General features: G+C 72.0%; 18 protein-coding genes. 9 read left to right on the top strand and 9 right to left on the bottom strand.

Annotation, left to right across the window (positions count from 1 at the left end):
• Positions 1-4: 4 nt before the first annotated feature.
• Complete coding sequence (gene aroA, locus ACQXVK_RS09345) at positions 5-1,366, bottom strand: 3-phosphoshikimate 1-carboxyvinyltransferase (RefSeq protein WP_430853375.1); 1,362 nt, start codon at positions 1,364-1,366, stop codon at positions 5-7.
• A 72-nt stretch (positions 1,367-1,438) separates the two neighbouring features.
• Here aroA and ACQXVK_RS09340 point away from each other — a divergent pair, with 72 nt between their 5' ends.
• From ACQXVK_RS09340 to ACQXVK_RS09330, 3 genes are read left to right on the top strand one after another with little or no spacing between them, the layout of a single operon-like run.
• Complete coding sequence (locus ACQXVK_RS09340) at positions 1,439-2,344, top strand: sigma-70 family RNA polymerase sigma factor (RefSeq protein ID WP_430853374.1); 906 nt, start codon at positions 1,439-1,441, stop codon at positions 2,342-2,344.
• On the top strand, positions 2,341-2,583 hold the full coding sequence (locus ACQXVK_RS09335; protein WP_022907553.1) for a zf-HC2 domain-containing protein: 243 nt from the start codon (positions 2,341-2,343) through the stop codon (positions 2,581-2,583). The genes ACQXVK_RS09340 and ACQXVK_RS09335 overlap by 4 nt, the downstream gene beginning before the upstream one ends.
• A gap of 52 nt (positions 2,584-2,635) precedes the next feature.
• Positions 2,636-3,076 carry a GNAT family N-acetyltransferase gene (locus ACQXVK_RS09330; RefSeq protein ID WP_022907554.1) on the top strand — a complete coding sequence of 147 codons (441 nt, stop codon included), beginning with the start codon at positions 2,636-2,638 and terminating at the stop codon, positions 3,074-3,076.
• Between the two features lie 243 nt (positions 3,077-3,319).
• Here the strand turns inward: ACQXVK_RS09330 and ACQXVK_RS09325 are convergent, their stop codons facing one another.
• Positions 3,320-7,054, bottom strand: coding sequence for a multifunctional oxoglutarate decarboxylase/oxoglutarate dehydrogenase thiamine pyrophosphate-binding subunit/dihydrolipoyllysine-residue succinyltransferase subunit (locus tag ACQXVK_RS09325; protein WP_430853373.1), 3,735 nt, complete (start codon positions 7,052-7,054; stop codon positions 3,320-3,322).
• 225 nt (positions 7,055-7,279) lie between these two features.
• On the opposite strand from ACQXVK_RS09325, the gene ACQXVK_RS09320 reads away from it, so the two are divergent.
• Positions 7,280-8,719, top strand: coding sequence for a GuaB1 family IMP dehydrogenase-related protein (locus ACQXVK_RS09320; RefSeq protein WP_402263559.1), 1,440 nt, complete (start codon positions 7,280-7,282; stop codon positions 8,717-8,719).
• Positions 8,720-8,880: 161 nt separating this feature from the next.
• On the opposite strand, the gene ACQXVK_RS09315 is transcribed toward ACQXVK_RS09320, so the two are convergent.
• The 4 genes from ACQXVK_RS09315 to ACQXVK_RS09300 form a co-directional block, all read right to left on the bottom strand.
• A complete protein-coding gene (locus ACQXVK_RS09315; RefSeq protein WP_022907558.1) occupies positions 8,881-9,918 on the bottom strand; it encodes a hemolysin family protein in 1,038 nt (345 codons plus the stop codon).
• Complete coding sequence (locus tag ACQXVK_RS09310; protein ID WP_430853372.1) at positions 9,915-11,294, bottom strand: hemolysin family protein; 1,380 nt, start codon at positions 11,292-11,294, stop codon at positions 9,915-9,917. The genes ACQXVK_RS09315 and ACQXVK_RS09310 overlap by 4 nt, the downstream gene beginning before the upstream one ends.
• 207 nt (positions 11,295-11,501) lie before the next feature.
• Positions 11,502-12,584, bottom strand: a complete 1,083-nt coding sequence (locus ACQXVK_RS09305; protein ID WP_430853371.1) for an NADH:flavin oxidoreductase/NADH oxidase — start codon at positions 12,582-12,584, stop codon at positions 11,502-11,504.
• A complete protein-coding gene (locus ACQXVK_RS09300) occupies positions 12,581-13,225 on the bottom strand; it encodes an HAD family hydrolase (RefSeq protein WP_430853370.1) in 645 nt (214 codons plus the stop codon). Before ACQXVK_RS09300 ends, ACQXVK_RS09305 begins: the two co-directional genes overlap by 4 nt.
• A 24-nt stretch (positions 13,226-13,249) precedes the next feature.
• Here ACQXVK_RS09300 and ACQXVK_RS09295 point away from each other — a divergent pair, with 24 nt between their 5' ends.
• Positions 13,250-14,110: an ADP-dependent NAD(P)H-hydrate dehydratase gene (locus ACQXVK_RS09295; RefSeq protein WP_430853369.1), complete on the top strand. Its 861-nt coding sequence runs from the start codon at positions 13,250-13,252 to the stop codon at positions 14,108-14,110.
• A gap of 431 nt (positions 14,111-14,541) precedes the next feature.
• Here the strand turns inward: ACQXVK_RS09295 and ACQXVK_RS09290 are convergent, their stop codons facing one another.
• A complete protein-coding gene (locus ACQXVK_RS09290) occupies positions 14,542-15,252 on the bottom strand; it encodes a YceI family protein (RefSeq protein WP_430853368.1) in 711 nt (236 codons plus the stop codon).
• Between the two features lie 77 nt (positions 15,253-15,329).
• Here ACQXVK_RS09290 and ACQXVK_RS09285 point away from each other — a divergent pair, with 77 nt between their 5' ends.
• Together ACQXVK_RS09285 and ACQXVK_RS09280 are read left to right on the top strand one after the other, a co-directional pair.
• Positions 15,330-16,619: a glycosyltransferase 87 family protein gene (locus tag ACQXVK_RS09285; RefSeq protein ID WP_430853367.1), complete on the top strand. Its 1,290-nt coding sequence runs from the start codon at positions 15,330-15,332 to the stop codon at positions 16,617-16,619.
• A complete protein-coding gene (locus ACQXVK_RS09280) occupies positions 16,616-16,924 on the top strand; it encodes a thiamine-binding protein (protein WP_430853366.1) in 309 nt (102 codons plus the stop codon). The genes ACQXVK_RS09285 and ACQXVK_RS09280 overlap by 4 nt, the downstream gene beginning before the upstream one ends.
• Before the next feature lie 91 nt (positions 16,925-17,015).
• On the opposite strand, the gene ACQXVK_RS09275 is transcribed toward ACQXVK_RS09280, so the two are convergent.
• On the bottom strand, positions 17,016-17,195 hold the full coding sequence (locus tag ACQXVK_RS09275) for a hypothetical protein (RefSeq protein ID WP_402263537.1): 180 nt from the start codon (positions 17,193-17,195) through the stop codon (positions 17,016-17,018).
• Between the two features lie 181 nt (positions 17,196-17,376).
• On the opposite strand from ACQXVK_RS09275, the gene ACQXVK_RS09270 reads away from it, so the two are divergent.
• Both ACQXVK_RS09270 and ACQXVK_RS09265 read left to right on the top strand, forming a co-directional pair.
• Positions 17,377-17,556, top strand: a complete 180-nt coding sequence (locus tag ACQXVK_RS09270; RefSeq protein WP_416393751.1) for a hypothetical protein — start codon at positions 17,377-17,379, stop codon at positions 17,554-17,556.
• A 262-nt stretch (positions 17,557-17,818) separates the two neighbouring features.
• Positions 17,819-19,084 (top strand): MFS transporter, encoded by a 1,266-nt coding sequence (locus ACQXVK_RS09265; RefSeq protein WP_430853365.1) that lies wholly within the window; start codon positions 17,819-17,821, stop codon positions 19,082-19,084.
• A 255-nt stretch (positions 19,085-19,339) separates the two neighbouring features.
• On the opposite strand, the gene ACQXVK_RS09260 is transcribed toward ACQXVK_RS09265, so the two are convergent.
• Positions 19,340-20,011: a response regulator gene (locus tag ACQXVK_RS09260; RefSeq protein WP_070416359.1), complete on the bottom strand. Its 672-nt coding sequence runs from the start codon at positions 20,009-20,011 to the stop codon at positions 19,340-19,342.
• Positions 20,012-20,115: the final 104 nt, after the last annotated feature.

The raw sequence follows: 20,115 nt of genomic DNA, 5'->3' as shown, positions 1-20,115 counted from the left end.
CGTCTCAGGCCCCCGCGTCGCCGGTCGCGACGAGCGCCGCCCACAGCTCGGGGAACTGCGGCAGGGTCTTCGCGGTCGAACCGATGTCGTCGACGGCCACGCCGTCGACGACGAGCCCGACGATCGCCCCGGCCGTCGCCATCCGGTGGTCGTCGTACGCGGCCCAGGCGCCACCGTGGAGCGCGGCAGGCTCGATCCGGAGGCCCTCGGCGCGTTCGTGCACCGAGCCTCCTGTGCCGTTGAGGTCCGCTGCCAAAGCGGCGAGGCGATCCGTCTCGTGCCCACGCAGGTGGCCGATCCCGTCGATCTCGGACGGGCCGTCGGCGAGGGCCGCGAGCGCGACGAGCGCGGGCGCGAGCTCGCCGCCGCGGCTCAGGTCGAGCAGGAGGCCGGGCAGGGAGGCGCCACCCCGCACGCCGACACCGCCGTCGAAGACGAGGTCGGCGCCGTCACGGGTCACGGTCGCGCCCCATCGGGGCAGGAGCGTCTCGAGGTCGGCACCGACCTGGGTCGTGGCCGTCGGCCAGGTCCGGATGCGGACCGTCCCGCCGGCGACGAGGGCCGCCACGGCGAACGGTGCGGCGTTCGACAGGTCCGGCTCGATGGTCACGTCGCGTGCGGCGATCGGGCCGGGGTGCACGACCCACTCGCCGACCGCGGGTTCGTCGACGCGGACGCCACGGGCACGCAGCGCGGCGACGGTCATCTCGATGTGCGGCATGCTCGGCAGGCGGTCGCCGACGTGCGTGAGGTGCAGCCCCTCGTCGAAGCGCGGTGCCGAGAGCAGCAGCCCGGAGACGAACTGGGACGAGGCCGATGCGTCGATCGCGAGCGACCCGCCGCGGACCGACCCGGTACCGGTGAGGGAGAACGGCATGGCGCCGCCACCGTCGTCGGTGACGTCGACGCCGAGGTCGACGAGGGCCTGGATGATCGCGTGCATCGGGCGCTTGCGGGCGTACGGGTCCCCGTCGATCGTGACCGGGCCGACGGCGAGGGCCGCGAGCGGCGGCAGGAAGCGCATCACGGTGCCGGCGAGACCGCAGTCCACCCGGACGTCGCCGTGCATCGGTGCCGGCGTGATCCGGAGGTCCGGGCCGTAGGGGTTCGGGGCCTCGCCGGGGCCGGGGGCGACCTCGTCGACGCCCACGCCGAGCTGGCGGAGGGCCTCGACCATGAGCGCCGAGTCCCGCGAGTGCAGCGGCAGCCGGATGGTGGACGGACCGTCGGCGAGGGCCGCGAGCACGAGCTCGCGGTTGGTGAGCGACTTCGACCCCGGGAGCGACACGTCACCGCGTAGCGGACCCCGCGCGAGCGGTGCGGTCCAGGGCTCGGTCGGGGACTGGGAATGCGTCGTGACTGCCATCGGTTCACAAGGGTACTGAACGCACCGGGAGGATCAGTGGCGACAGCGACACTCGTACGACCGCGGACGACCATGCCCGCCGTGCCGACGACGCTCGGGGGCACCCTCGGCCTAGACTCGACGGCGATGACGACCGACGAACCGCACGCAGCACCGCACGACCTGGTCGAGGAGACCGAGGCGCAGCTCGACGCGGTGTCCGACGAGGCCGAGCTGCGCGACGACGCAGCCGACGAGCGCGACGCATCGGACGCGGACGACGCGACCGACGAGGTCGTGGCGCTCGGCCAGGACGACACCGCCGACGCGGTCGTGGACGCGAAGACGGTCTCCGAAGGCGAGCTGCGCGCCCTCTTCGAGGACCAGGCGCTCCCCTTCATGGACCAGCTGTACGGCGCGGCGATGCGGATGACCCGCAACCCGGCCGACGCGTCCGACCTCGTGCAGGAGACCTTCGTCAAGGCCTTCGCCGCGTTCCGGCAGTTCCGGCAGGGCACGAACCTCAAGGCCTGGCTGTACCGGATCCTCACGAACACGTTCATCAACACGTACCGCAAGAACCAGCGCAACCCGTACCAGGGCACGATCGACGAGCTCGAGGACTGGCAGCTGGGCGGCGCGGAGAGCGTGACGCAGTCGATCTCGGCGCGCTCCGCCGAGGCCGATGCCATCGACCACCTGCCGTCCTCCGCCGTGAAGGACGCGCTGCAGGCCATCCCCGAGGACTTCCGGATGGCCGTCTACTTCGCCGATGTCGAGGGGTTCTCCTACCAGGATATCGCCGACATCATGAAGACCCCCGTGGGGACGGTCATGAGCCGCCTCCACCGTGGCCGCCGGCTCCTCCGCGGGCTCCTGGCCGACCACGCACGTGAGACCGGCATCGTCCCGGACGCAGCGTCGACGGCGACGATGCGCGGACGAGGCCGGAAGGTTGCCGCGGCGTCGAGCCGCGTCGAAGGGAAGGAAGCGCGATGAGCGGCTGCGACTGCTCGAAGGCGAAGGCCGAGCTCGAGGAGTTCCTGCACGGGGAGCTCTGCCGCGAGGACGCGGCGGACATCCGTGAGCACATGGAGGACTGCGAGGACTGCACGACCGAGCACCGCGTCGGCGTCGTCCTGATCGAGACGGTCCGTCGCGCGTGCAAGGAGACCGCGCCCGAGGAACTCCGCACGGAGATCCTCGCCCGCATCCGACTGGAGCAGGCGACCCACTGAGCGTCCTGGCAGCCGTCGTCACACGGGCGGGGCTGTCGGTAGTGTCGCGGGCATGACCCTCTCCGTCGAGTCGATCACCACCTGGTCCGACACGGACGTCTCCGACGTCGCCGCCCTCGTCCGCCTGCTCGGCCACGAGGTCGACGACGCCGCGATGCGTGCCCGCCTCGAGCGGCTCACGCCCGAGGCCGGCCACCGGACCTGGCTGGTGCGGGACGACGACGGTCGCGCGATCGCCGTCGCCGGCGCCCAGGTCACGTGGGCGTACGCCAGCGACGAGCCGACCGCGCAGCTGCTGCTCATGGTGGTCGACGAGTCGGCCAGGAGGCTCGGCACGGGTTCCGCGCTCATCGGCACCTTCGAGGCGTGGGCGGTCGAGCAGGGCGCGCGTCGCCTCAGCGCGGTCAGCGCCGCGGCCACGGACAGCGCGCACCGCTTCTACCAGAAGCGCGGCTACCACGACGCCGGGGTGCGCTACACGAAGCTCCGGTGACGATCGCGCGGGCGCCCATCGCGCCAGCGCTGATGGCGCGGGCGCGATTGCGTGGGCGCCCATCGCGCGGCCGCTGATCGCACCCCCTGACGAACACTGCGCCCCGTCGAGACGGGGCGCAGTGTTCGGTGCGGGGCGCGCTCTGGCCCTCGGGATCGCCGGGGCGTCGGCGATCCCGACGGCCCCCGGAGCGTCGGCGAGCCCGACGGACGCCGGGGCGTCGGCGAGCCCGACGGCGCCCGGCTAGCCCAGGGCCTTCGTGATGACCTCGGTCGCCTCCTGCGCGGAGCGCTTCGAGGAGCCCGTCGCCGGAGCGGCACTCGCAGGGCGAGCGGCGACCGACAGCGGGCGGCCGTCGAGGTGCGGCGACAGGTTCATGCAGACGAACGGCCAGGCGCCCTGGTTCTCCGGCTCCTCCTGCGCCCAGACGACGTCGGCCTCCGGGTAGCCCGCGAGCACCTCGAGGATCTGGTCGAGGGGGAGCGGCGCGAGCTGCTCGAGCCGGACGAGGGCCACGTCGGTGACGCCGCGCTTCTCGACCTCGGCGCGCAGGTCGTGGTGCACCTTGCCGGAGTGCAGGACCACGCGGCGGACGGCGGACCGGTCGGTCACGCGGTCGTCGTCGATGACCTCGGCGAAGGTGCCGCTCGTGAACGCGTCCACCGGGCTGGTCGCCTGGCGGAGGCGCAGCATGGCCTTCGGGGAGAACACGATGAGCGGCTTCTGCGGACGCTCCCACGCCTGGCGGCGCAGCAGGTGGAAGTACGACGCCGGGGTCGACGGCCGTGCGACCACCATGTTGTCCTCGGCGCAGAGCTGCAGGTAGCGCTCGATGCGCGCCGACGAGTGGTCCGGCCCCTGGCCCTCGTAGCCGTGGGGGAGCAGGAGCACGAGGCCCGAGCGCTGTCCCCACTTCTGCTCGGCCGACGAGATGAACTCGTCGATGACGGTCTGGGCGCCGTTCGCGAAGTCGCCGAACTGCGCCTCCCACAGCACGAGGGCCTCGGGGCGCTCGACCGAGTAGCCGTACTCGAACGCCATCGCGGCGTACTCGCTGAGGAGCGAGTCGTAGATGTACAGGCGGGCCTGGTCCTCGGTGAGGTTCGCGAGCGGCAGCCACTCCTGGCCGTTCACCCGGTCGTGGAAGACGGCCTGGCGCTGCACGAACGTGCCGCGGCGGGCGTCCTGCCCGGCGAGCCGGACCGGCTTGCCCTCGACGAGGATCGAGCCGATCGCCATGAGCTCGGCCATCGCCCAGTCGACGCCGCCGTTCCGGGTCATGTCGGTGCGCTTGGTCAGCAGCTGCTGCAGCTTCGGGTGGACCTGGAAGCCGGCCGGCGGGTTGCTGTGCGCGTCGCCGATCGCCCGGACGAGGTCCTCGGAGACGGCGGTGTCGTGCACCTCGACCTCGGAGTCGTCGCGCTGTGCCGCCGGCCGTTCGAGGCCCTGCACGGCGCCGTCGTCGTCGACCGTGACGACCGGGATCGTGCCGGTCTGGGCTTCGTGGGTCTCGGCGAAGGCGCGTTCGAGGCGGTCCTGGAAGTCGCGGTGCGCCTCGTCGTACTCCTCCTGCGTGATGTCGCCGCGGCCGACGAGGGCCTCGGTGTAGAGGGTGCGGACGGAGCGCTTCGCCTCGATGAGGTTGTACATGAGCGGCTGCGTCATCGAGGGGTCGTCGCCCTCGTTGTGCCCGCGGCGGCGGTAGCAGATGAGGTCGATGACGACGTCGCGGTGGAACTCCTCGCGGTAGGCGAAGGCGAGCTCGGCGACGCGGGCCACGGCCTCGGGGTCGTCCCCGTTCACGTGGAAGATCGGTGCCTGGATCGTCTTCGCGACGTCGGTGGAGTACACCGAGCTGCGAGCCGACTCGGGCGGGGTGGTGAACCCGACCTGGTTGTTGATCACGAGGTGCACGGTGCCGCCGGTGCGGTAGCCGCGCAGCTGCGACATCTGCAGGGTCTCGACCACGACGCCCTGTCCGGCCATCGCCGCGTCGCCGTGGACGAGCACCGGCAGCACGCCGAACGTGCCGGGTGCCTGGCGGTCCTGCTTCGCGCGGACGATCCCCTCGAGCACGCCGTCGACGGCCTCGAGGTGGGACGGGTTCGCGGCGATCGTCACGGGGATGGCGGTGCCGTCGCTCGCGCGGAAGACGCCCTCGGTGCCGACGTGGTACTTCACGTCGCCCGATCCCTGGCCCGAGACGGTGCCGGGGAGCGCCGAGCCCTCGAACTCGCGGAAGATCTGACCGTAGGTCTTGCCGGCGATGTTCGTCAGCACGTTGAGGCGGCCGCGGTGTGCCATGCCGATCGCGACCTCGTCGAGGCCGGCGGTCGCGGCGTGCTGGATGAGCGAGTCGAGGAAGGCGATCGTCGACTCGCCACCCTCGAGCGAGAAGCGCTTCTGGCCGACGTACTTCGTCTGCAGGAAGGTCTCGAACGCCTCGGCCTCGTTGAGCTTGCCGAGGACACGGAGCTGCTCGTCCTTCGAGGGCTTCGAGTACGGCACCTCGATGTGCGCCTGCACCCAGCGGCGCTGCTCCGGGTCCTGGATGTGCATGTACTCGATGCCGACCGTGCGGCAGTAGGCGTCGCGGAGGATCCCGAGCACGTCGCGGAGCGGCGCGTTGGTCGTGCCGGCGAGCCCGCCGGTGACGAACTCGCGGTCGAGGTCCCAGAAGGTCAGTCCGTGGCTCTCGATCTCGAGGTCCGGGTGGGTGCGCTGCCGGTACTCGAGCGGGTCGATGTCGGCCATCAGGTGCCCGCGGACGCGGAAGCTGTTGATGAGCTCCTGCACGCGCGCGGTCTTGTTCACCCGGTGCGCGAGGTCGACGTTGATGTCGTTCGCCCACTGGATCGGCTTGTAGGGGATCCGGAGCGCCGAGAAGATGTCCTCGTAGAAGGCGTGCTCGCCGATGAGCCGCTCGTGCACCTTCTTGAGGTACTCGCCCGACCCGGCGCCCTGGATGACGCGGTGGTCGTAGGTGCTCGTGAGCGTGATGGTCTTGCCGATGCCGAGCTCGACGAGCGTCTTCGCCGCGGACCCCTGGAACTGTGCGGGGTACTCGAGCGCACCGGCGCCGATGATCGCGCCCTGCCCCTTGGTGAGGCGGGGGACCGAGTGCACCGTGCCGATGCCGCCGGGGTTCGTCAGCGAGATCGTCGTGCCCTGGAAGTCGGTCGGGGTGAGCTTGTTGTCGCGGGCGCGCTTGACGAGGTCCTCGTAGGCGGAGAGGAACTGGCCGAACGTGAGCGTCTCGGCGCGCTTGATGCTCGGGACGAGCAGGGACCGGGTTCCGTCCTTCTTCGGGACGTCGATCGCGATGCCGAGGTTCACGTGGGCGGGGGCGACCACGAAGGGCTTGCCGTCGCGCTCCTCGTAGAACACGTTCTGGCTCGGGAACTCCTTGAGCGCCTGCACCATCGCCCACCCGATGAGGTGCGTGAACGAGATCTTCCCGCCGCGGGCCCGACGGAGGTGGTTGTTGATGACGATGCGGTTGTCGATCATCAGCTTCGCCGGGATCGTCCGCACGCTCGTCGCGGTCGGGACCGTGAGCGAGGCGTCCATGTTCGACGCGAGCGTCTTCGCCATGCCCCGGAGCGGGGTCGCCACGTCCTCGTGGGTCTCCTCGTGGTGGTCGGCCTCGTCGTTCGCCTCGGCCGGGATCGGCTGCGGGGTGGGCTGGCGCGACGTGGTCTTCGCCTGGATCGGCCCGGCCTTCGCCTCGCCGGGGGCGTCACCGGTCGCGGGCTGCTGGGTCGTGGACTGCTGCTGCTCGGGTGCGGCCGGCGCTGCGGGGGTCGGGCTCGACGTGGCGCTGCCCTGGGTGCGGTGGTAGCTCTCGAGGACCGGCCACCAGGACTTGTCCACGGACTCCTTGTCGGCGACGAACTGCTCGTAGAGCTCGTCGACGAGCCACTCGTTCGCCCCGAATTCGCCCGCGGTCTCGTCCGTTCCGGTCAGATGGCTCGACACAGCCGATCGCCCACTCTCCGTCGATAGATGCTCGTGTGTGTCGTGCGTGGCAACCCTGCCTCGCACAGGTGCCAAGCCTAGCCGCTCGCGGATGACCGTTCGGTGTCAGGCGGAGGCGGGTCGCGCACGGCGAGGGGGTGTCGCGCGTGTCGCGCCGGAGGCGTGCCGAGCCGCCCCGACCGACCACCCCGACCGGCCACCCCGCATCGCCGTACAGTGGGGCCCATGAGGTTCTACGAGACGCGGCCGACACACGACCTGACCTACTCCGACGTCTTCCTCGTCCCCAGCCGGTCGGCGGTGACGAGCCGGTTCGACGTGGACCTCTCGGCGAACGACGGATCCGGTGCGACCATCCCGATCGTCAGCGCCAACATGAACTCGGTCACCGGGCCCCGCCTCGCCGCGACGCTCGCCCGACGCGGCGGCCTCGGCGTCCTGCCGCAGGACATGCACCTGCAGGACCTCGACGCCGCGATCCGCTGGGTCAAGGAGCAGCCCGTCGACTTCGACACCGCCTACGACATGGGCGCCGACACCACCGTCGCCGAGGCGCTCGAGCAGCTGCTGCCCGTCGCCGGCCGCGGGGTCGTCGTGCGGGACGCCGCTGGTGCGTACCTCGGCTGCGTCCCCGCCGGTCGACTCGGCACCGCCGGACCCGACGCGACGCTCCGCGACCTGCTGCACGGCGCCTCGACCGCGATCGACGCCGAGGACGCCGGCACCCCGCGGCACGTGTACGACGTGCTGAGCGCCGCCGAGGTCGACTTCGCGCCGGTCATGCGGCACGGCAAGGTCGTCGGCACGGTCAGCCAGACCAGCGCGATCCGCTCCGACATCTACCGCCCCGCGGTGGACGCCTCCGGCCGCCTGCGCGTCGCCGCCGCGATCGGCATCAACGGCGACGTCGCCGCCAAGGCGCAGGCCCTCGCGGCCGCCGGCGTCGACGTGCTCGTCCTCGACACCGCGCACGGCCACCAGGAGGGCATGCTCCGCGCGCTCCGCACCGTCGCCGCCCTCGGGCTGGACATCCCGCTCGTCGCGGGCAACGTGGTCACCGCCGACGCCGTCGCCCACCTCGTCGAGGCCGGCGCGAGCATCATCAAGGTCGGCGTCGGACCCGGCGCGATGTGCACCACGCGCATGATGACCGCCGTCGGGCGCCCGCAGTTCTCCGCGGTGCTCGAGACCGCCGCCGCCGCCCGCTCGCTCGGCGCGCACGTCTGGGCCGACGGCGGGGTCCGGTACCCGCGCGACGTCGCGCTCGCCCTCGCGGCCGGCGCCTCCGCCGTGATGATCGGCTCGTGGTTCGCCGGGACGCTCGAGGCGCCGGGCGTGCTCCGCCGCGACGCCGCGGGCAAGGCCTACAAGGAGAGCTGGGGCATGGCGTCGGCGAAGGCCGTCCGCGAGCGCTTCGAGCGCCTCGACCCGTACGAGCGGGCCCGCAAGGCGCTCTTCGCCGAGGGCATCTCGTCGTCGACGATCTACCTCGACCCGGAGCGGCCGAGCGTCGAGGACCTGCTCGACATGATCACCACCGGTGTCCGCAGCTCGGCGACGTACGCGGGCGCGTCCTCGCTCGCCGAGTTCTCCGAGCGGGCGCTCGTCGGCATCCAGTCGGCCGCCGGCTACGAGGAGGGCAAGCCGCTCCCCGTCAGCTGGTAGCGCGCGCCAGACTCTCGCGCTGAGCGACAGCTCACGGGCGAGGCAGCGCGTGACGTGTCGCTGGGCGCGAAACGCATGCCGACGCCGTGGTCGCGACCACGGACGGACGGGAGGCGCGGTGCCAGCTGGCACCGCGCCTCCCGTCGATCAGTCGCGCGCGGCTACCGCCGCCGGGTCGCGTCCTCGACGGTGCCGACGAGCTCCTCGAGGATGTCCTCGAGGAAGAGCACGCCGAGCGTCCGGCCCTCGGCGTCGAACGCCCGGGCGACGTGGCGGCCCGCGGCACGCATCGTCGCGAGCGCGTCCTCGAGGTCCATCTCCGTGTAGAGCGAGATGAGCTGCCGGATGCGCTTGGGCGGCACCGGGTCGTCGTACTCGTCGGGGCGGAGGTCGATGACGTCCTTCACGTGCACGTAGCCCGTGGGGGAGCCGTCCTCGGCCACGAGCACGTACCGCGAGAACCCGCGCTGCGCCACGGCCCGTTCGACGTCACCGGGGGTGGCGTCCTCGGGGAGCGTGACGAGCTCGGCCATCGGCACGGCGACGTCCTTGACCTTCTTCTCGGTGAACTCGAACGCCAGGGCGAGCTTGCCGTCGTCGGTGAGGGTGCCCTCGCGACGGGACTGCTCGACGATGGTCTGCACCTCTTCCACCGTGAACGCGCTGACGGCCTCGTCCTTCGGCTCGACCTTGAACACGCGCAGCACGGCGTTCGCGGCCTCGTTCAGGCCGACGATCACCCAGTGCAGGCCGTGCCCGATGTACCAGAGCGTCGGCACGAGCAGGAGCGCGGCGCGGTCCGGCATCGAGAACGAGATGTTCTTCGGCACCATCTCGCCGAACACCACGTGCAGGAACGAGACGAGCAGCAGGGTGAAGACGAACGCGACCGTGCCGATCACCTCGGCGCTCCACCCGGTCAGGTGCAGCGGGACCTCGAGCAGGTGGTGGATCGCCGGCTCGGACACGTTGAGGATGAGGAGCGAGCAGACCGTGATGCCGAGCTGCGTGGTGGCCAGCATGCGCGTGGCGTGCTCCATCGCCCAGAGTGTCATCTGCGCGGCCTTGGAGCCCTCCTCCGCACGCGGCTCGATCTGCGAGCGGCGGGCGGAGATGACGGCGAACTCGGCCGCGACGAAGTAGGCGTTGCCGAGCAGCAGCACGACGAGCCAGAAGATGCCCCACCAGTCGGAGCTCATCGGGTGCTGCCCTTCGTCGTGGTCTTCGTGGCCGGGGTCTTCGTCGCGGGGATGATGATGCCCGTCGCCGGGGTCGGGGGCGGGGTGGGCGTCCAGCGGATCCGGTCGATGCGGCGGCCGTCGAGGCGCTCGACGCGGAAGACGCCGTCGTCGAGCCGGACCTCGTCGCCGACCACCGGCAGGCGGCCGAGCGTCGACATGATGAAGCCGCCGACGGTCTCGTACGGGCCGTCCTCGGGGACGGTCACGCCGGCGCGGTCCTCGAGCTCGTCGGGGCGCAGCAGCCCGGGGAACGTCAGCCAGTCGCGGGAGCGGACGACGTCGATCCGCGCGCGGTCGTGCTCGTCGGACACCTCGCCCACGATCTCCTCGATGAGGTCCTCGAGGGTCACGACCCCGGCGGTGCCGCCGTACTCGTCGACCACGATCACCATCTGGTAGCCGCGACCGCGGACCTCGGTCAGGAGGGTGTCGCCGGGCATCGTCTCGGGGACCCGTTCGGCGTCGGTCATGAGGGCGCCGACGGGCACCTCCGGACGCTTCTCGCGCGGGACGGCGACGGCCTGCTTCACGTGCACGATGCCCACGACGTCGTCGGCGTCCTCCTCGATCACGGGGAACCGGCTGAACCCGGTCCGCCGTGCGAGGGCGATGACGTCGTCGGCGGACTCGGAGACCCGGATCGTCGACAGACGCGGGCGCGGGGTCATCACGTCGCTCGCGCTCAGCTCGGAGAACGAGATGGTGCGCTCGAGGAGCGTCGCGGTGTCCTGTTCGAGGGAGCCCTCGGACGCCGACCGACGGAGCAGCGAGGTGAGCTCCTCGGCGCTGCGGGCGCCGGACAGCTCTTCCTGGGGCTCGATCCCCATGGCGCGGAGCACGGCGTTGGCGGTGCCGTTCAGCACGGCGACGGCCGGCTTGAACACCGTCGTGAACGCCACCTGCAGGGGCACGACGAGCTTGGCGGTCTGCAGGGGCAGCGCGAGCGCGAAGTTCTTCGGCACCAGCTCGCCGAGGATCATCGACAGCAGCGTCGCGATGACGAGCGCCACGATCGAGCCGACCGTCTCGACGATCGCCTCGGGGAGCCGCATCGCGAGGAACGGCGCCTCGAGCAGCTTCGCGACCGACGGTTCGAGCAGGTAGCCGGTGAGCAGCGTCGTCAGCGTGATGCCGAGCTGCGCGCTGGACAGGTGGGTCGAGGTGACCTTCAGCGCGCCGATGACGGGCGCGAGGCCGGTCTCGCCGCGGTCGCGCCGTGCCTCGACGTCCGCGCGGTCGAGGTTGACCAGCGCGAACTCGGACGCGACGAAGACGCCGGTGCCGAGCGTCAGCAGGATGCCACCGATCAGCATGACGATGTCGATCGGGCTCATGATCCACCTCCCGCAGGGCGCGAGGGAGTGCAGCTCACCGAGTGAGCGGCGGATGAGTGAGGCGAGGAACTATTCGGAGGATCGTCCACAGTGCTACCCATCGTACTGCCTGGCGCGGGTCGGAACCGAGAGGACGTACAGGATGCGGGTCGCGCCTCCCGGACCGCGGGTGGTTCCAGGAGGCGCGACCCGCGTCGCGCACGCGGCCTACGCCGTGACGCGGGCGCGGTGGTACTGCTGCGGCTCGTAGTCGACCCTGACCCCGAGCTCGGCGGCGGCGCGGAGCGGGAAGGCCGGGTCGCGGAGGAACTCGCGGCCGACCATCACGACGTCGGCCTGGCCGGTCGCGACGATCTGCTCGGCCTGGAACGCGTCCGAGATCATCCCGACCGCGATCGTCCCGATGCCGGCGTCGCGCTTGATCGCGTCGGCGAAGGGCACCTGGTAACCCGGCCCGACGGGGATCGGCGCGCTGGCCACGTTGCCGCCGGTCGACACGTCGGCGAGGTCGGCGCCGTGCTCGGCGGCCCAGCGGGCGACCTCGGTGGTCTCCTCGAGCGTCAGCCCGCCCGGGGTCCAGTCGGTCGCCGAGAAGCGGACGACGACCGGGAAGCCCTCGCCGACCTCGGCACGCACGGCGTCGAGCACCTCGAGGAGCGCGCGGGCGCGGTTCTCGAGCGAGCCGCCGTAGGAGTCGGTGCGGTGGTTGCTGAGCGGCGAGAGGAACTGGTGCAGCAGGTACCCGTGGGCGGCGTGGATCTCGACGAGGTCGAAGCCGGCCTCGACCGAGCGGCGTGCGGCAGCGGCGAACGCCAGGGCCACCACGCGGATGTCCTCGACGGCGAGCTCGCGCGGCTCGGCGTACCCGTCGAAGGCGACGGCGGACGGCGCGACGGTCGACCAGCCGCCCTGCTCGGCGGGCACGGACCCGTGCGTCGGCTCCCACGGGCGGAACGTCGACGCCTTGCGGCCGGCGTGGGCCAGCTGGACGCCGGCGGCGGCCCCCTGCGCGTGGATGAAGTCGACGATCGGGCGGAACGCGTCGCGCTGCTCGTCGTTCCAGAGGCCGAGGTCCTGCGGGCTGATGCGCCCCTCGGGCACGACACCGGTGGCCTCGACCACGACCGCGCCGGCACCGCCCTTGGCGAACCCGCCGAGGTGGACGAGGTGCCACGGGGTGGGCAGGCCGTCCTGGGCCTCGGCCGAGTACTGGCACATCGGGGAGACCCAGATGCGGTTGCGGACGGTGAGGTCACGGATGGTGATCGGTTCGAACAGGGCGTACGTCACGCGGGCTCCTTCTCGGCGGTCGCACCGGTGTCCGCGAGTCCCAGCAGGAACGCGCGGAGTGCGGCGGGCGACGTGTAGTGGTGGCCGACCGCTCCGATCGCTTCCGCGCCGGCGGCGTTCTCGGCCCTGTTGTCGACGAACACCATCTGCGCCGGGACGATTCCCAGTCGCTCGCACGTGTCGTGGTAGATCGAGGCGTCCGGCTTCAGGACGTGCTCCTCGGCGCTCACCACGACCGTCTCGAACAGGGAGCCCATCGGGGACCGGCGGTACGGGTCGCCGAAGTCGAACCCGGCGTTCGAGAGCAGGGCCAGTCGGGTGCCGGCGTCGTGCAGCTCCTCGACGATCGCGAGCGTGTCCGGGTCGACCTCGAACCAGCCGGTGAAGTCGATCGCCCAGAACCGGTGGATCTCGGCGGTGCTCCACGTCCGGCCGGTGCGCTCGGCTATCGCGCGCCAGTACGCCAGCACGGAGAGGTCGCCGCGGTCGAGGTCGTGCCGGAGCTCCTGGTACACGGGGAACAGCTCGTCCGCCGGCACCCCGGTCGCCGCGACGAGTGCGTCGCGGGACGCGTGCGGCGTCCGGCTGATCACCTCGCCGTAGTCGAAGACCACCACACGACCGGGCAGGAACAGGCTCATGCGCTCCACCGTAACGTGGCGGTCGTGAACGACTTCGTCCCCTTCGCCCCGACCGACGCCGCCGCCTGGACCACCGCCCCGCACGGCGACTCCACGAAGTACCGCCGCGGGGTCCTCGGCGTCGCGACGGGCTCCGACCAGTACCCGGGAGCCGCCGTGATGGGGGTCGACGCGGCGGTGCACACGGGCGTCGGGATGGTCCGGTACGTCGGACCGTCGCGTGCGTCGGACCACGTGCTCGCGCGGCGTCCCGAGGTCGTCGCCGGGGTCGGCCGGGTGCAGGCCTGGCTCGTCGGCTCGGGCATCTCGGCGGGCTCGCTCGACGACCTGGACGACGTGACGGCGGAGGGGTTCCGGCACGCCTCGGACGACGGGGTCCCCGTGGTCGTCGACGCCGGCGCGATCCCGCTCGTCGAGCTCGGGCCCCTCGCGGTGCTGACGCCGCACGCGGGGGAGCTCGCCGGCGTCCTGCACGAGTCGCGGGAGTCCATCGAGCAGGACCCGGCCGCGGCAGCGCTCCGGGCCGCCGCGCAGACCGGGAGCGTCGTGCTCCTGAAGGGGTCCGCCACGCACGTCGCGACGCCGGACGGGTCGGTGCGGCTCGTCGCGTGCTCGGCGACGCCGTGGCTCGCGGCCGCCGGCGCCGGGGACGTGCTCGGCGGGGTGCTCGGGGCGCTGGTCGCGGCCCGGCAGGGAGCCGCCGAGGCGTCCGGGTCCACGCTGACGCCGTCCGACCTCGCCCACCTGGCGGCGACCGCGGCGGTGGTCCACGGGATCGCGGCACGGCGGGCGTCCGGCGGCGGACCGTTCACCATGACGGCACTGATCGAGCAGCTGCCCGGGGTGGTGCGCGACCTCGTCGTCGCGGGCGACGCTCGGGGGTAGGGGCGGGGCGGGGCGGGCGGCTGGACCGACTCGGAACGACATGTCCGACGTCGTACGACAGCGGAGAGGTCGTTCGTTGCGGGCGCAACGGTTGCACGCGCGCGGCTGCGACATCGCCGCTGTCGTACGACAGCGCAGGGGTCGTTTGTTGCTGGCGCAACGGTTGCAGGCGCGCGGTTGCGACATGGCCGCTGTCGTACGACAGCGCAGGGGTCGTTTGTTGCTGGCGCAACGGTTGCAGGCGCGCGGTTGCGACATGGCCGCTGTCGTACGACAGCGGGACGACGCCCCGGACGCACGCACATCTGGGACGGAGCGGGATGACGCTCTGGGCGCACGCGCGTGCGGGGACGGGAGGTGCAGTGCGGGCCGGCACCGCGCCTCCTGGCCGTCAGATGGTCACGTCGACGGCGTGACGCGCGTCGGGCGCGTCAGCTCGCAGGGGTGGCGTGCACGAGGAACTCGACCGCACCCGCGTCGTCGACCTGCACGAAGCCGAGGCTGGGCGCCTGCACGCCGAAGTCCGAGAAGGTGACCGGGATCGATCCGGAGACGTCGACGCCGTCGCCGTTCAGCCCGACCTCGAGCGTCGCGGTGACCGACTTGCTGACCCCGTGCAGGGTGAGCCGGCCCGTGGCCTCGACCTTCGTCGTGCCCGAGCCGGAGGGGACCGCGTCCGCGATCGGCTCGGTGAGGGTGAAGGTCGCGGTGGGGAACGCGGACGTGTCGAGTGCCGAGTCGCGGAAGTACGAGTCGCGCTGGGCCGAGTCCGTCGTGATGTCGGCGACCTGGACGGCGATGGTGGCCTTCGTGATGGCGGTGCCGTCGACGGTGGCGCTGCCGGTGACGCGGTCGGTGCGTCCGGTGACGGTGACGTCCGAGCCGTTGAGGACTTCGTGGACGCGGTACCCAGCCTCCGAGTCGCCGCCGACCGTCCACGTGCCGGACAGGTCGGCGGTGTCGAGCGTCGAGGGTGCGCGGCTCGCGGCGACGCTCGGCGCTGCCGACGCCTTCGCGTTCTCGCTGCTCGTGTAGAGCTTCGTGGCGACGACCGCGGCGACGACGCCGACGACGACGACCGCGGCGACGACGGCGATCCAGATGACGGCCTTGCGGCGCCTGCGCGGGGTGTCGGAGGTCACGAGGGGAACGGTGACACGTCATGCTCGGGGGAACCTGTGACGGGCGTGCCGCTCCGCTCGACCGCTACGCTCGTCCGGTGCAGAGGACGGTGGAGCGGTCGGCGTGGCGCTCGCGGTGGCGCGCCCGGTGGCCCGAGGTCGTGGCCTTCGTCGTGGCGTTCGCCGTCGTGCACGCGGTGCTCTGGTGGTCGACGTCCGTCTCGGCGAACCTGCCGCTCGGCGACGTGACCATCACCTACCGCCGGTGGATCGAGACGGGCCACGCGTCCGGCTTCTGGGTCGGCATCGACGAGGACTGGGTGTACCCGATCCTCGCGATCGTGCCGATGGCTGCCGCCGCGCTCGGGGGAGTCGCGTCGATCGGCACCGGGTGGCTCGCCCTGATGATCGTGCTCGACGCCGTCGCCTGCGGGTTCCTCTGGCGCTTCCGTGGCCTCGGCGTCCGCGTCGTGTGGTGGTGGCTCGCGTTCCTGCTCGCGCTCGGCCCGATCGGCCTCGGCCGCATCGACACCGTCGCGACCGTCCTGGGCCTGGTCGGTGTCGCCTTCGTCGCGTCGCGTCCAGCGGTCGCCTCGGCGCTCTTCACCGCCGGCGCCTGGACGAAGGTGTGGCCCGCGGCGCTCGTGGGCGTCCTCCTCCTGCTCCGACGGGGGCACCGCCGCGGAGTGCTCGCCGGGGCGGTGGTCCTCACGGCGCTCATCATCCTCGTCGACGTGCTCTACGGGGGTGCGGCGCACCTGCTCTCGTTCGTCGGCGAGCAGAGCGGTCGCGCGCTGCAGATCGAGGCGCCCCTCGCGACCCCGTTCATGTGGGCGGCGGCCCTCGGCGTCCCCGGTGCGGCGGTCTACTACGACCAGCAGATCCTGACGTTCGAGGTGTCCGGCGCCGGGACGCACGCGGCAGCCGCGGCGTCGACGCCGCTCATGGCCGTCATCGTCGTCGGCGGGGTGCTCCTCGCCCTGTGGGCCGTGCGCCGCGGAGCCCACCGGGCCGAGGCGGCACCGCTGCTCGCCCTGCTGTTCGTCGCCGCGCTCGTCGCCGCGAACAAGGTGGGGTCGCCGCAGTACATCGGCTGGTTCGCCGTGCCGATCGTGTGGGGGCTCGTCGCCGGGCGGCCGAGCGCGCGGCGGTTCCTGCCCGTGGCGGTGGCGGCGATCCCGATGGCGGTGTTGACGCAGGTCATCTACCCCGGGTTCTACGACCAGGTGCTCACCGTGCAGCCGTGGGTCCTCGTCGTCCTGACGCTCCGGAACGCCCTCGAGGTCGGGGTGCTCGTGTGGAGCGTCGTCGCGATCGTCCGGCTGGGCGTGCGGGCCCGGGTCACGCCCGTGCCCCTCGCCCCGGCAGCGGGCAGGATGGACGCATGATCGTCGCGTTCTCCGTCGCCCCGTCCGGTGGTCCCTCCGCGTCGTCGGACGGCTCCGTCCACGATGCCGTCGCGGCGGCCGTGCGCATCGTGCGCGAGAGCGGGTTGCCGAACCGCACCTCGTCGATGTTCACCGAGATCGAGGGGGAGTGGGACGAGGTCATGGACGTCGTCCGGCGCGCCACCGAGGCGGTCGGGGCGTACGGCACGCGGGTGTCGCTCGTGCTCAAGGCCGACATCCGCCCGGGGCACACCGGGGAGATCGACGGGAAGCTCGACCGGCTCGAGACCGCGCTCGGGGACTGACCGCGGTCGGGTCTGACTCCGGCCGGGTCTGACTCCGGCCGGGTCTGACTCCGGCCGGGTCTGGCCGGGCTCGGGGTCTGCCCGACGCCGGTCAGAAGTACATGCGGCCGCGGGCCGACTCTGCCTCGGCCTGGCGGAGTGCCTCGGCGACCTCGGGGTCGGACCCCTCGTACCGGCGCGAACGTGCGCCCAGGTCCGTGTACCGGTGCATCACGAACCACAGCACCGCGAGCCCCGCGAGGACGACCACCGTCACGATCCACCACCCCATGCCGTCACCCTAGCGCTCGTGGGGACGGTCGTCCGGTGGTTCGGGGCCCGCGTCCCGTGCCCGTGCGACACGCCGGGGGCCTCCCGGCGATGTCGGTGGTCGGGTGTCTCATGGTGCCCATCGAGCCGCACCCGGCGACTCGGAACCGCCCTGGTGGCGAAGCGACGACGAGGAGCACGTGATGATGCACGACGGCTGGTGCCCCGACTGCGACCTGCGGACGGTCGTCATCGACACCGACGAGCAGGGCCAGAGCGCCTGGGCGAGCTGCACCGAGTGCGGCGCCGGGTGGGTCCACCGCGACGAGCTTCCCGATCGCGCCGCCGCGGCTCCGCGGGTGCCGGAGCGTCGCGCCGCCTGACGTCGGTCGAATCGATTCGTCCGCGCCGCTTCCGTTCCGGCTTTGGAGCGGTCTACACTGCTGGGACCGGTCGCCTTCCGTGGCCGGTCGTCCACGTTCACCGCTGAACCAGGACCACCCTCCGCACGCCGTCGGTCGCACCACCCGCGACGCGCACGTCCCGGAGGCTCGGTGCGGCGACCAGGCGCACCCACGGTCCCAGCCGACTCACGTGAGTCGACGTCCGGAACCCGTCCCGCTCCTCCCGTCCAGAACAGGCACCATGTCCCAGCTCACGCCTGCGCGCCGCGCGCTCGCGCTCGTCGCCCTCGCCCTCGGTGGGTTCGCCATCGGTTCGACCGAGTTCGTCGCGATGGGGCTCCTGCCGAACATCGCCGAGGCACTCCTGCCGCGGCAGTACGGCCTCGACCCCGACGCCGGGATCGCTCACGCCGGCTGGCTCGTGAGCGCGTACGCCCTCGGCGTCGTCGTCGGTGCCCCCACGATCGCGGCGATGTCGGCGAAGTTCCCGCGCAAGGGGCTGATCCTCGTGCTGCTGGTCGGGTTCGTCCTGGCGACGGTCGCGAGCGCGGTCCTGCCGTCGTTCGGCCTCGTCCTCGTGGCACGGTTCGTCGCGGGGCTGCCGCACGGTGCGTACTTCGGCATCGCCTCCATCGTGGCGGGGGACATCATGGGCCCGGGCAAGCGTGGCAAGGGCATCGCGATGGTGCTGCTCGGCCTGTCCGTCGCGAACGTCGTGGGCGTCCCGGCGATCACCTGGGTCGGGCAGGTCGCCAGCTGGCGCATCGCCTACGGCGTCGTCGCCGTCCTCTTCGCCCTGACGTTCCTCGCGGTGTGGGCCTTCGTGCCGCGCAGTGCCCGTGACGAGCACGCGACGATCGGCCGCGAGCTCCGGGCGTTCCGCGTGCCGCAGGTCTGGATGGTGATGGGCCTCGGGGCCGTCGGGTTCGGCGGGTTCTTCGCGGTCTACTCGTACATCTCGCCGCTCGTGCAGAACGTCACCGGTCTGCCCGAGTCGTTCGTGCCGCTCGTCCTCGTGGTCGTCGGCATCGGCATGGTCGTCGGTGGTGTGCTCGGCGGGCACCTCGCCGACCACAGCGTCAAGCGGACCATCTACGTCGGCATGTTCGCGCTGATCGGCGCCCTGCTCGTGACCGTTCTCACCGCGCAGTGGGTGTGGGGCATGTTCCTCGGAGCGTTCCTCCTCGGAGCCACCTCGTCCGCGATCCCACCGGCCGTGCAGTCCCGCCTGATGGACGTCGCCGGTGACGCCCGGACGATCGCGGCGGCGCTCAACCACTCGGCGTTCAACATCGGGAACTCGCTCGGGGCGGCCCTCGGCGGCGCGGTCATCGCGGCTGGCTTCGGCTTCACCGCCCCGGGGTGGCTCGGCATCGTGCTGGCGTTCCTCGGGGTCGGCATGACGATGATCAGCTACGGTGCCGAGCGTCGGGGCTCGCGCCGCGCCTCGCTGCGGGCGTCGTCGCCGACAACCGGGCCGATCACTGCGCCGATCCCGCTCGGCTGACGCGGCTCTGTCTCCTATCGTGAGCAGAATTGGTCGGGTCCTGTTCGAGGACCCGACCTTTTCTGCTCACGAAGCGCGTGCGGTGGGCGCGACCGCCCTCGGGACGGGAGGCACGGTGAGGAGCCGACCCGCGCCTCCCGTCGGTCGGGTGCCGCGGTCGATCCCGAATGGTGAGCAGAAGAGGTCGGGTTCCGTGACGGAACCCGACCTCTTCTGCTCACGAAGCGCGTGCGCGCGTGGGCGCGTTTGCGCTCGCTACAGGCCCAGCGGGCTGCCGTCCTGCACGATGATGCCGTCGGTGATCGCGCGCTTCCGGAGCGCGACCTTCGTGCCGACGTCGAAGCCGGCGACGCGGTACTTCTCGCGGATGCGCTTGAGGTAGCTCTTCGCGGTCTCCTCGGAGATGCCGAGCTGGTACGCCACGCTCTTCACGGGCTCGCCGCCGCCGTAGAGCGCCATCACGCGTCGCTCCTGCGCGCTGAGCTTCGGCACGCCACCGACGTCGCCACTGTTGATCGCCAGGTCGAGCTCGGCCGAGACGTACTGCTCGCCGCGCTGGGCGGAGCGGATGGCCTCGACGATCATCTCGGCGTCCTCGCTCTTCACGAGGTAGCCGAGGGCGCCGGAGGCGAGGGCCTCACGGACGACGTTCGGCTCCGAGTAGGTGCTCATCACGACGGTCTTGACGCCGGCGGTCTTGAGCGTCGAGATCTTCAGCGAGACCGGGATCGAGTCCTTGAGGTCGAGGTCCAGCAGGACGACGTCGACCGGGAACGCCGGGCTCGTGAGGAGCTCGGGCCAGGTGGTGACGGCGGCGACGAGCGTGATGTCGTCGGCTGCGTTCCGGATCCACTCGGTGAGCGCTCCGAGGAGCATCCTGTGGTCATCGACGAGTGCGAGTCGGATCGGTTCCTCTGGAGTCGCCATCGTGGCGTCCTTTCTCGGGGGCGGTCGTGGCTGATCCTAGGCGGACGGGCCACGTGGCACGGGCAGGCTGGTCAGGGTGTCCGGCAGTCGGGCCAGCCGGTTCC

The sequence above is a fragment of the Curtobacterium sp. AB451 genome (assembly GCF_050585845.1).
Taxonomy (GTDB): domain Bacteria; phylum Actinomycetota; class Actinomycetes; order Actinomycetales; family Microbacteriaceae; genus Curtobacterium.
This window is presented reverse-complemented; position numbering and strand designations above follow the sequence as displayed.

Coding starts and splice junctions, on each gene's coding strand:
- ACQXVK_RS09280 (WP_430853366.1), top strand. CDS start 16,616: ATGATCGTCGCGTTCTCCGTCGCCCCGTCCGGTGGTCCCTCCGCGTCG.
- ACQXVK_RS09315 (WP_022907558.1), bottom strand. CDS start 9,918: ATGAGCTCCGACTGGTGGGGCATCTTCTGGCTCGTCGTGCTGCTGCTC.
- ACQXVK_RS09330 (WP_022907554.1), top strand. CDS start 2,636: ATGACCCTCTCCGTCGAGTCGATCACCACCTGGTCCGACACGGACGTC.
- ACQXVK_RS09300 (WP_430853370.1), bottom strand. CDS start 13,225: ATGAGCCTGTTCCTGCCCGGTCGTGTGGTGGTCTTCGACTACGGCGAG.
- ACQXVK_RS09340 (WP_430853374.1), top strand. CDS start 1,439: ATGCCCGCCGTGCCGACGACGCTCGGGGGCACCCTCGGCCTAGACTCG.
- ACQXVK_RS09260 (WP_070416359.1), bottom strand. CDS start 20,011: ATGGCGACTCCAGAGGAACCGATCCGACTCGCACTCGTCGATGACCAC.
- ACQXVK_RS09320 (WP_402263559.1), top strand. CDS start 7,280: ATGAGGTTCTACGAGACGCGGCCGACACACGACCTGACCTACTCCGAC.
- aroA (WP_430853375.1), bottom strand. CDS start 1,366: ATGGCAGTCACGACGCATTCCCAGTCCCCGACCGAGCCCTGGACCGCA.
- ACQXVK_RS09270 (WP_416393751.1), top strand. CDS start 17,377: ATGATGCACGACGGCTGGTGCCCCGACTGCGACCTGCGGACGGTCGTC.
- ACQXVK_RS09265 (WP_430853365.1), top strand. CDS start 17,819: ATGTCCCAGCTCACGCCTGCGCGCCGCGCGCTCGCGCTCGTCGCCCTC.
- ACQXVK_RS09275 (WP_402263537.1), bottom strand. CDS start 17,195: ATGGGGTGGTGGATCGTGACGGTGGTCGTCCTCGCGGGGCTCGCGGTG.
- ACQXVK_RS09310 (WP_430853372.1), bottom strand. CDS start 11,294: ATGAGCCCGATCGACATCGTCATGCTGATCGGTGGCATCCTGCTGACG.
- ACQXVK_RS09335 (WP_022907553.1), top strand. CDS start 2,341: ATGAGCGGCTGCGACTGCTCGAAGGCGAAGGCCGAGCTCGAGGAGTTC.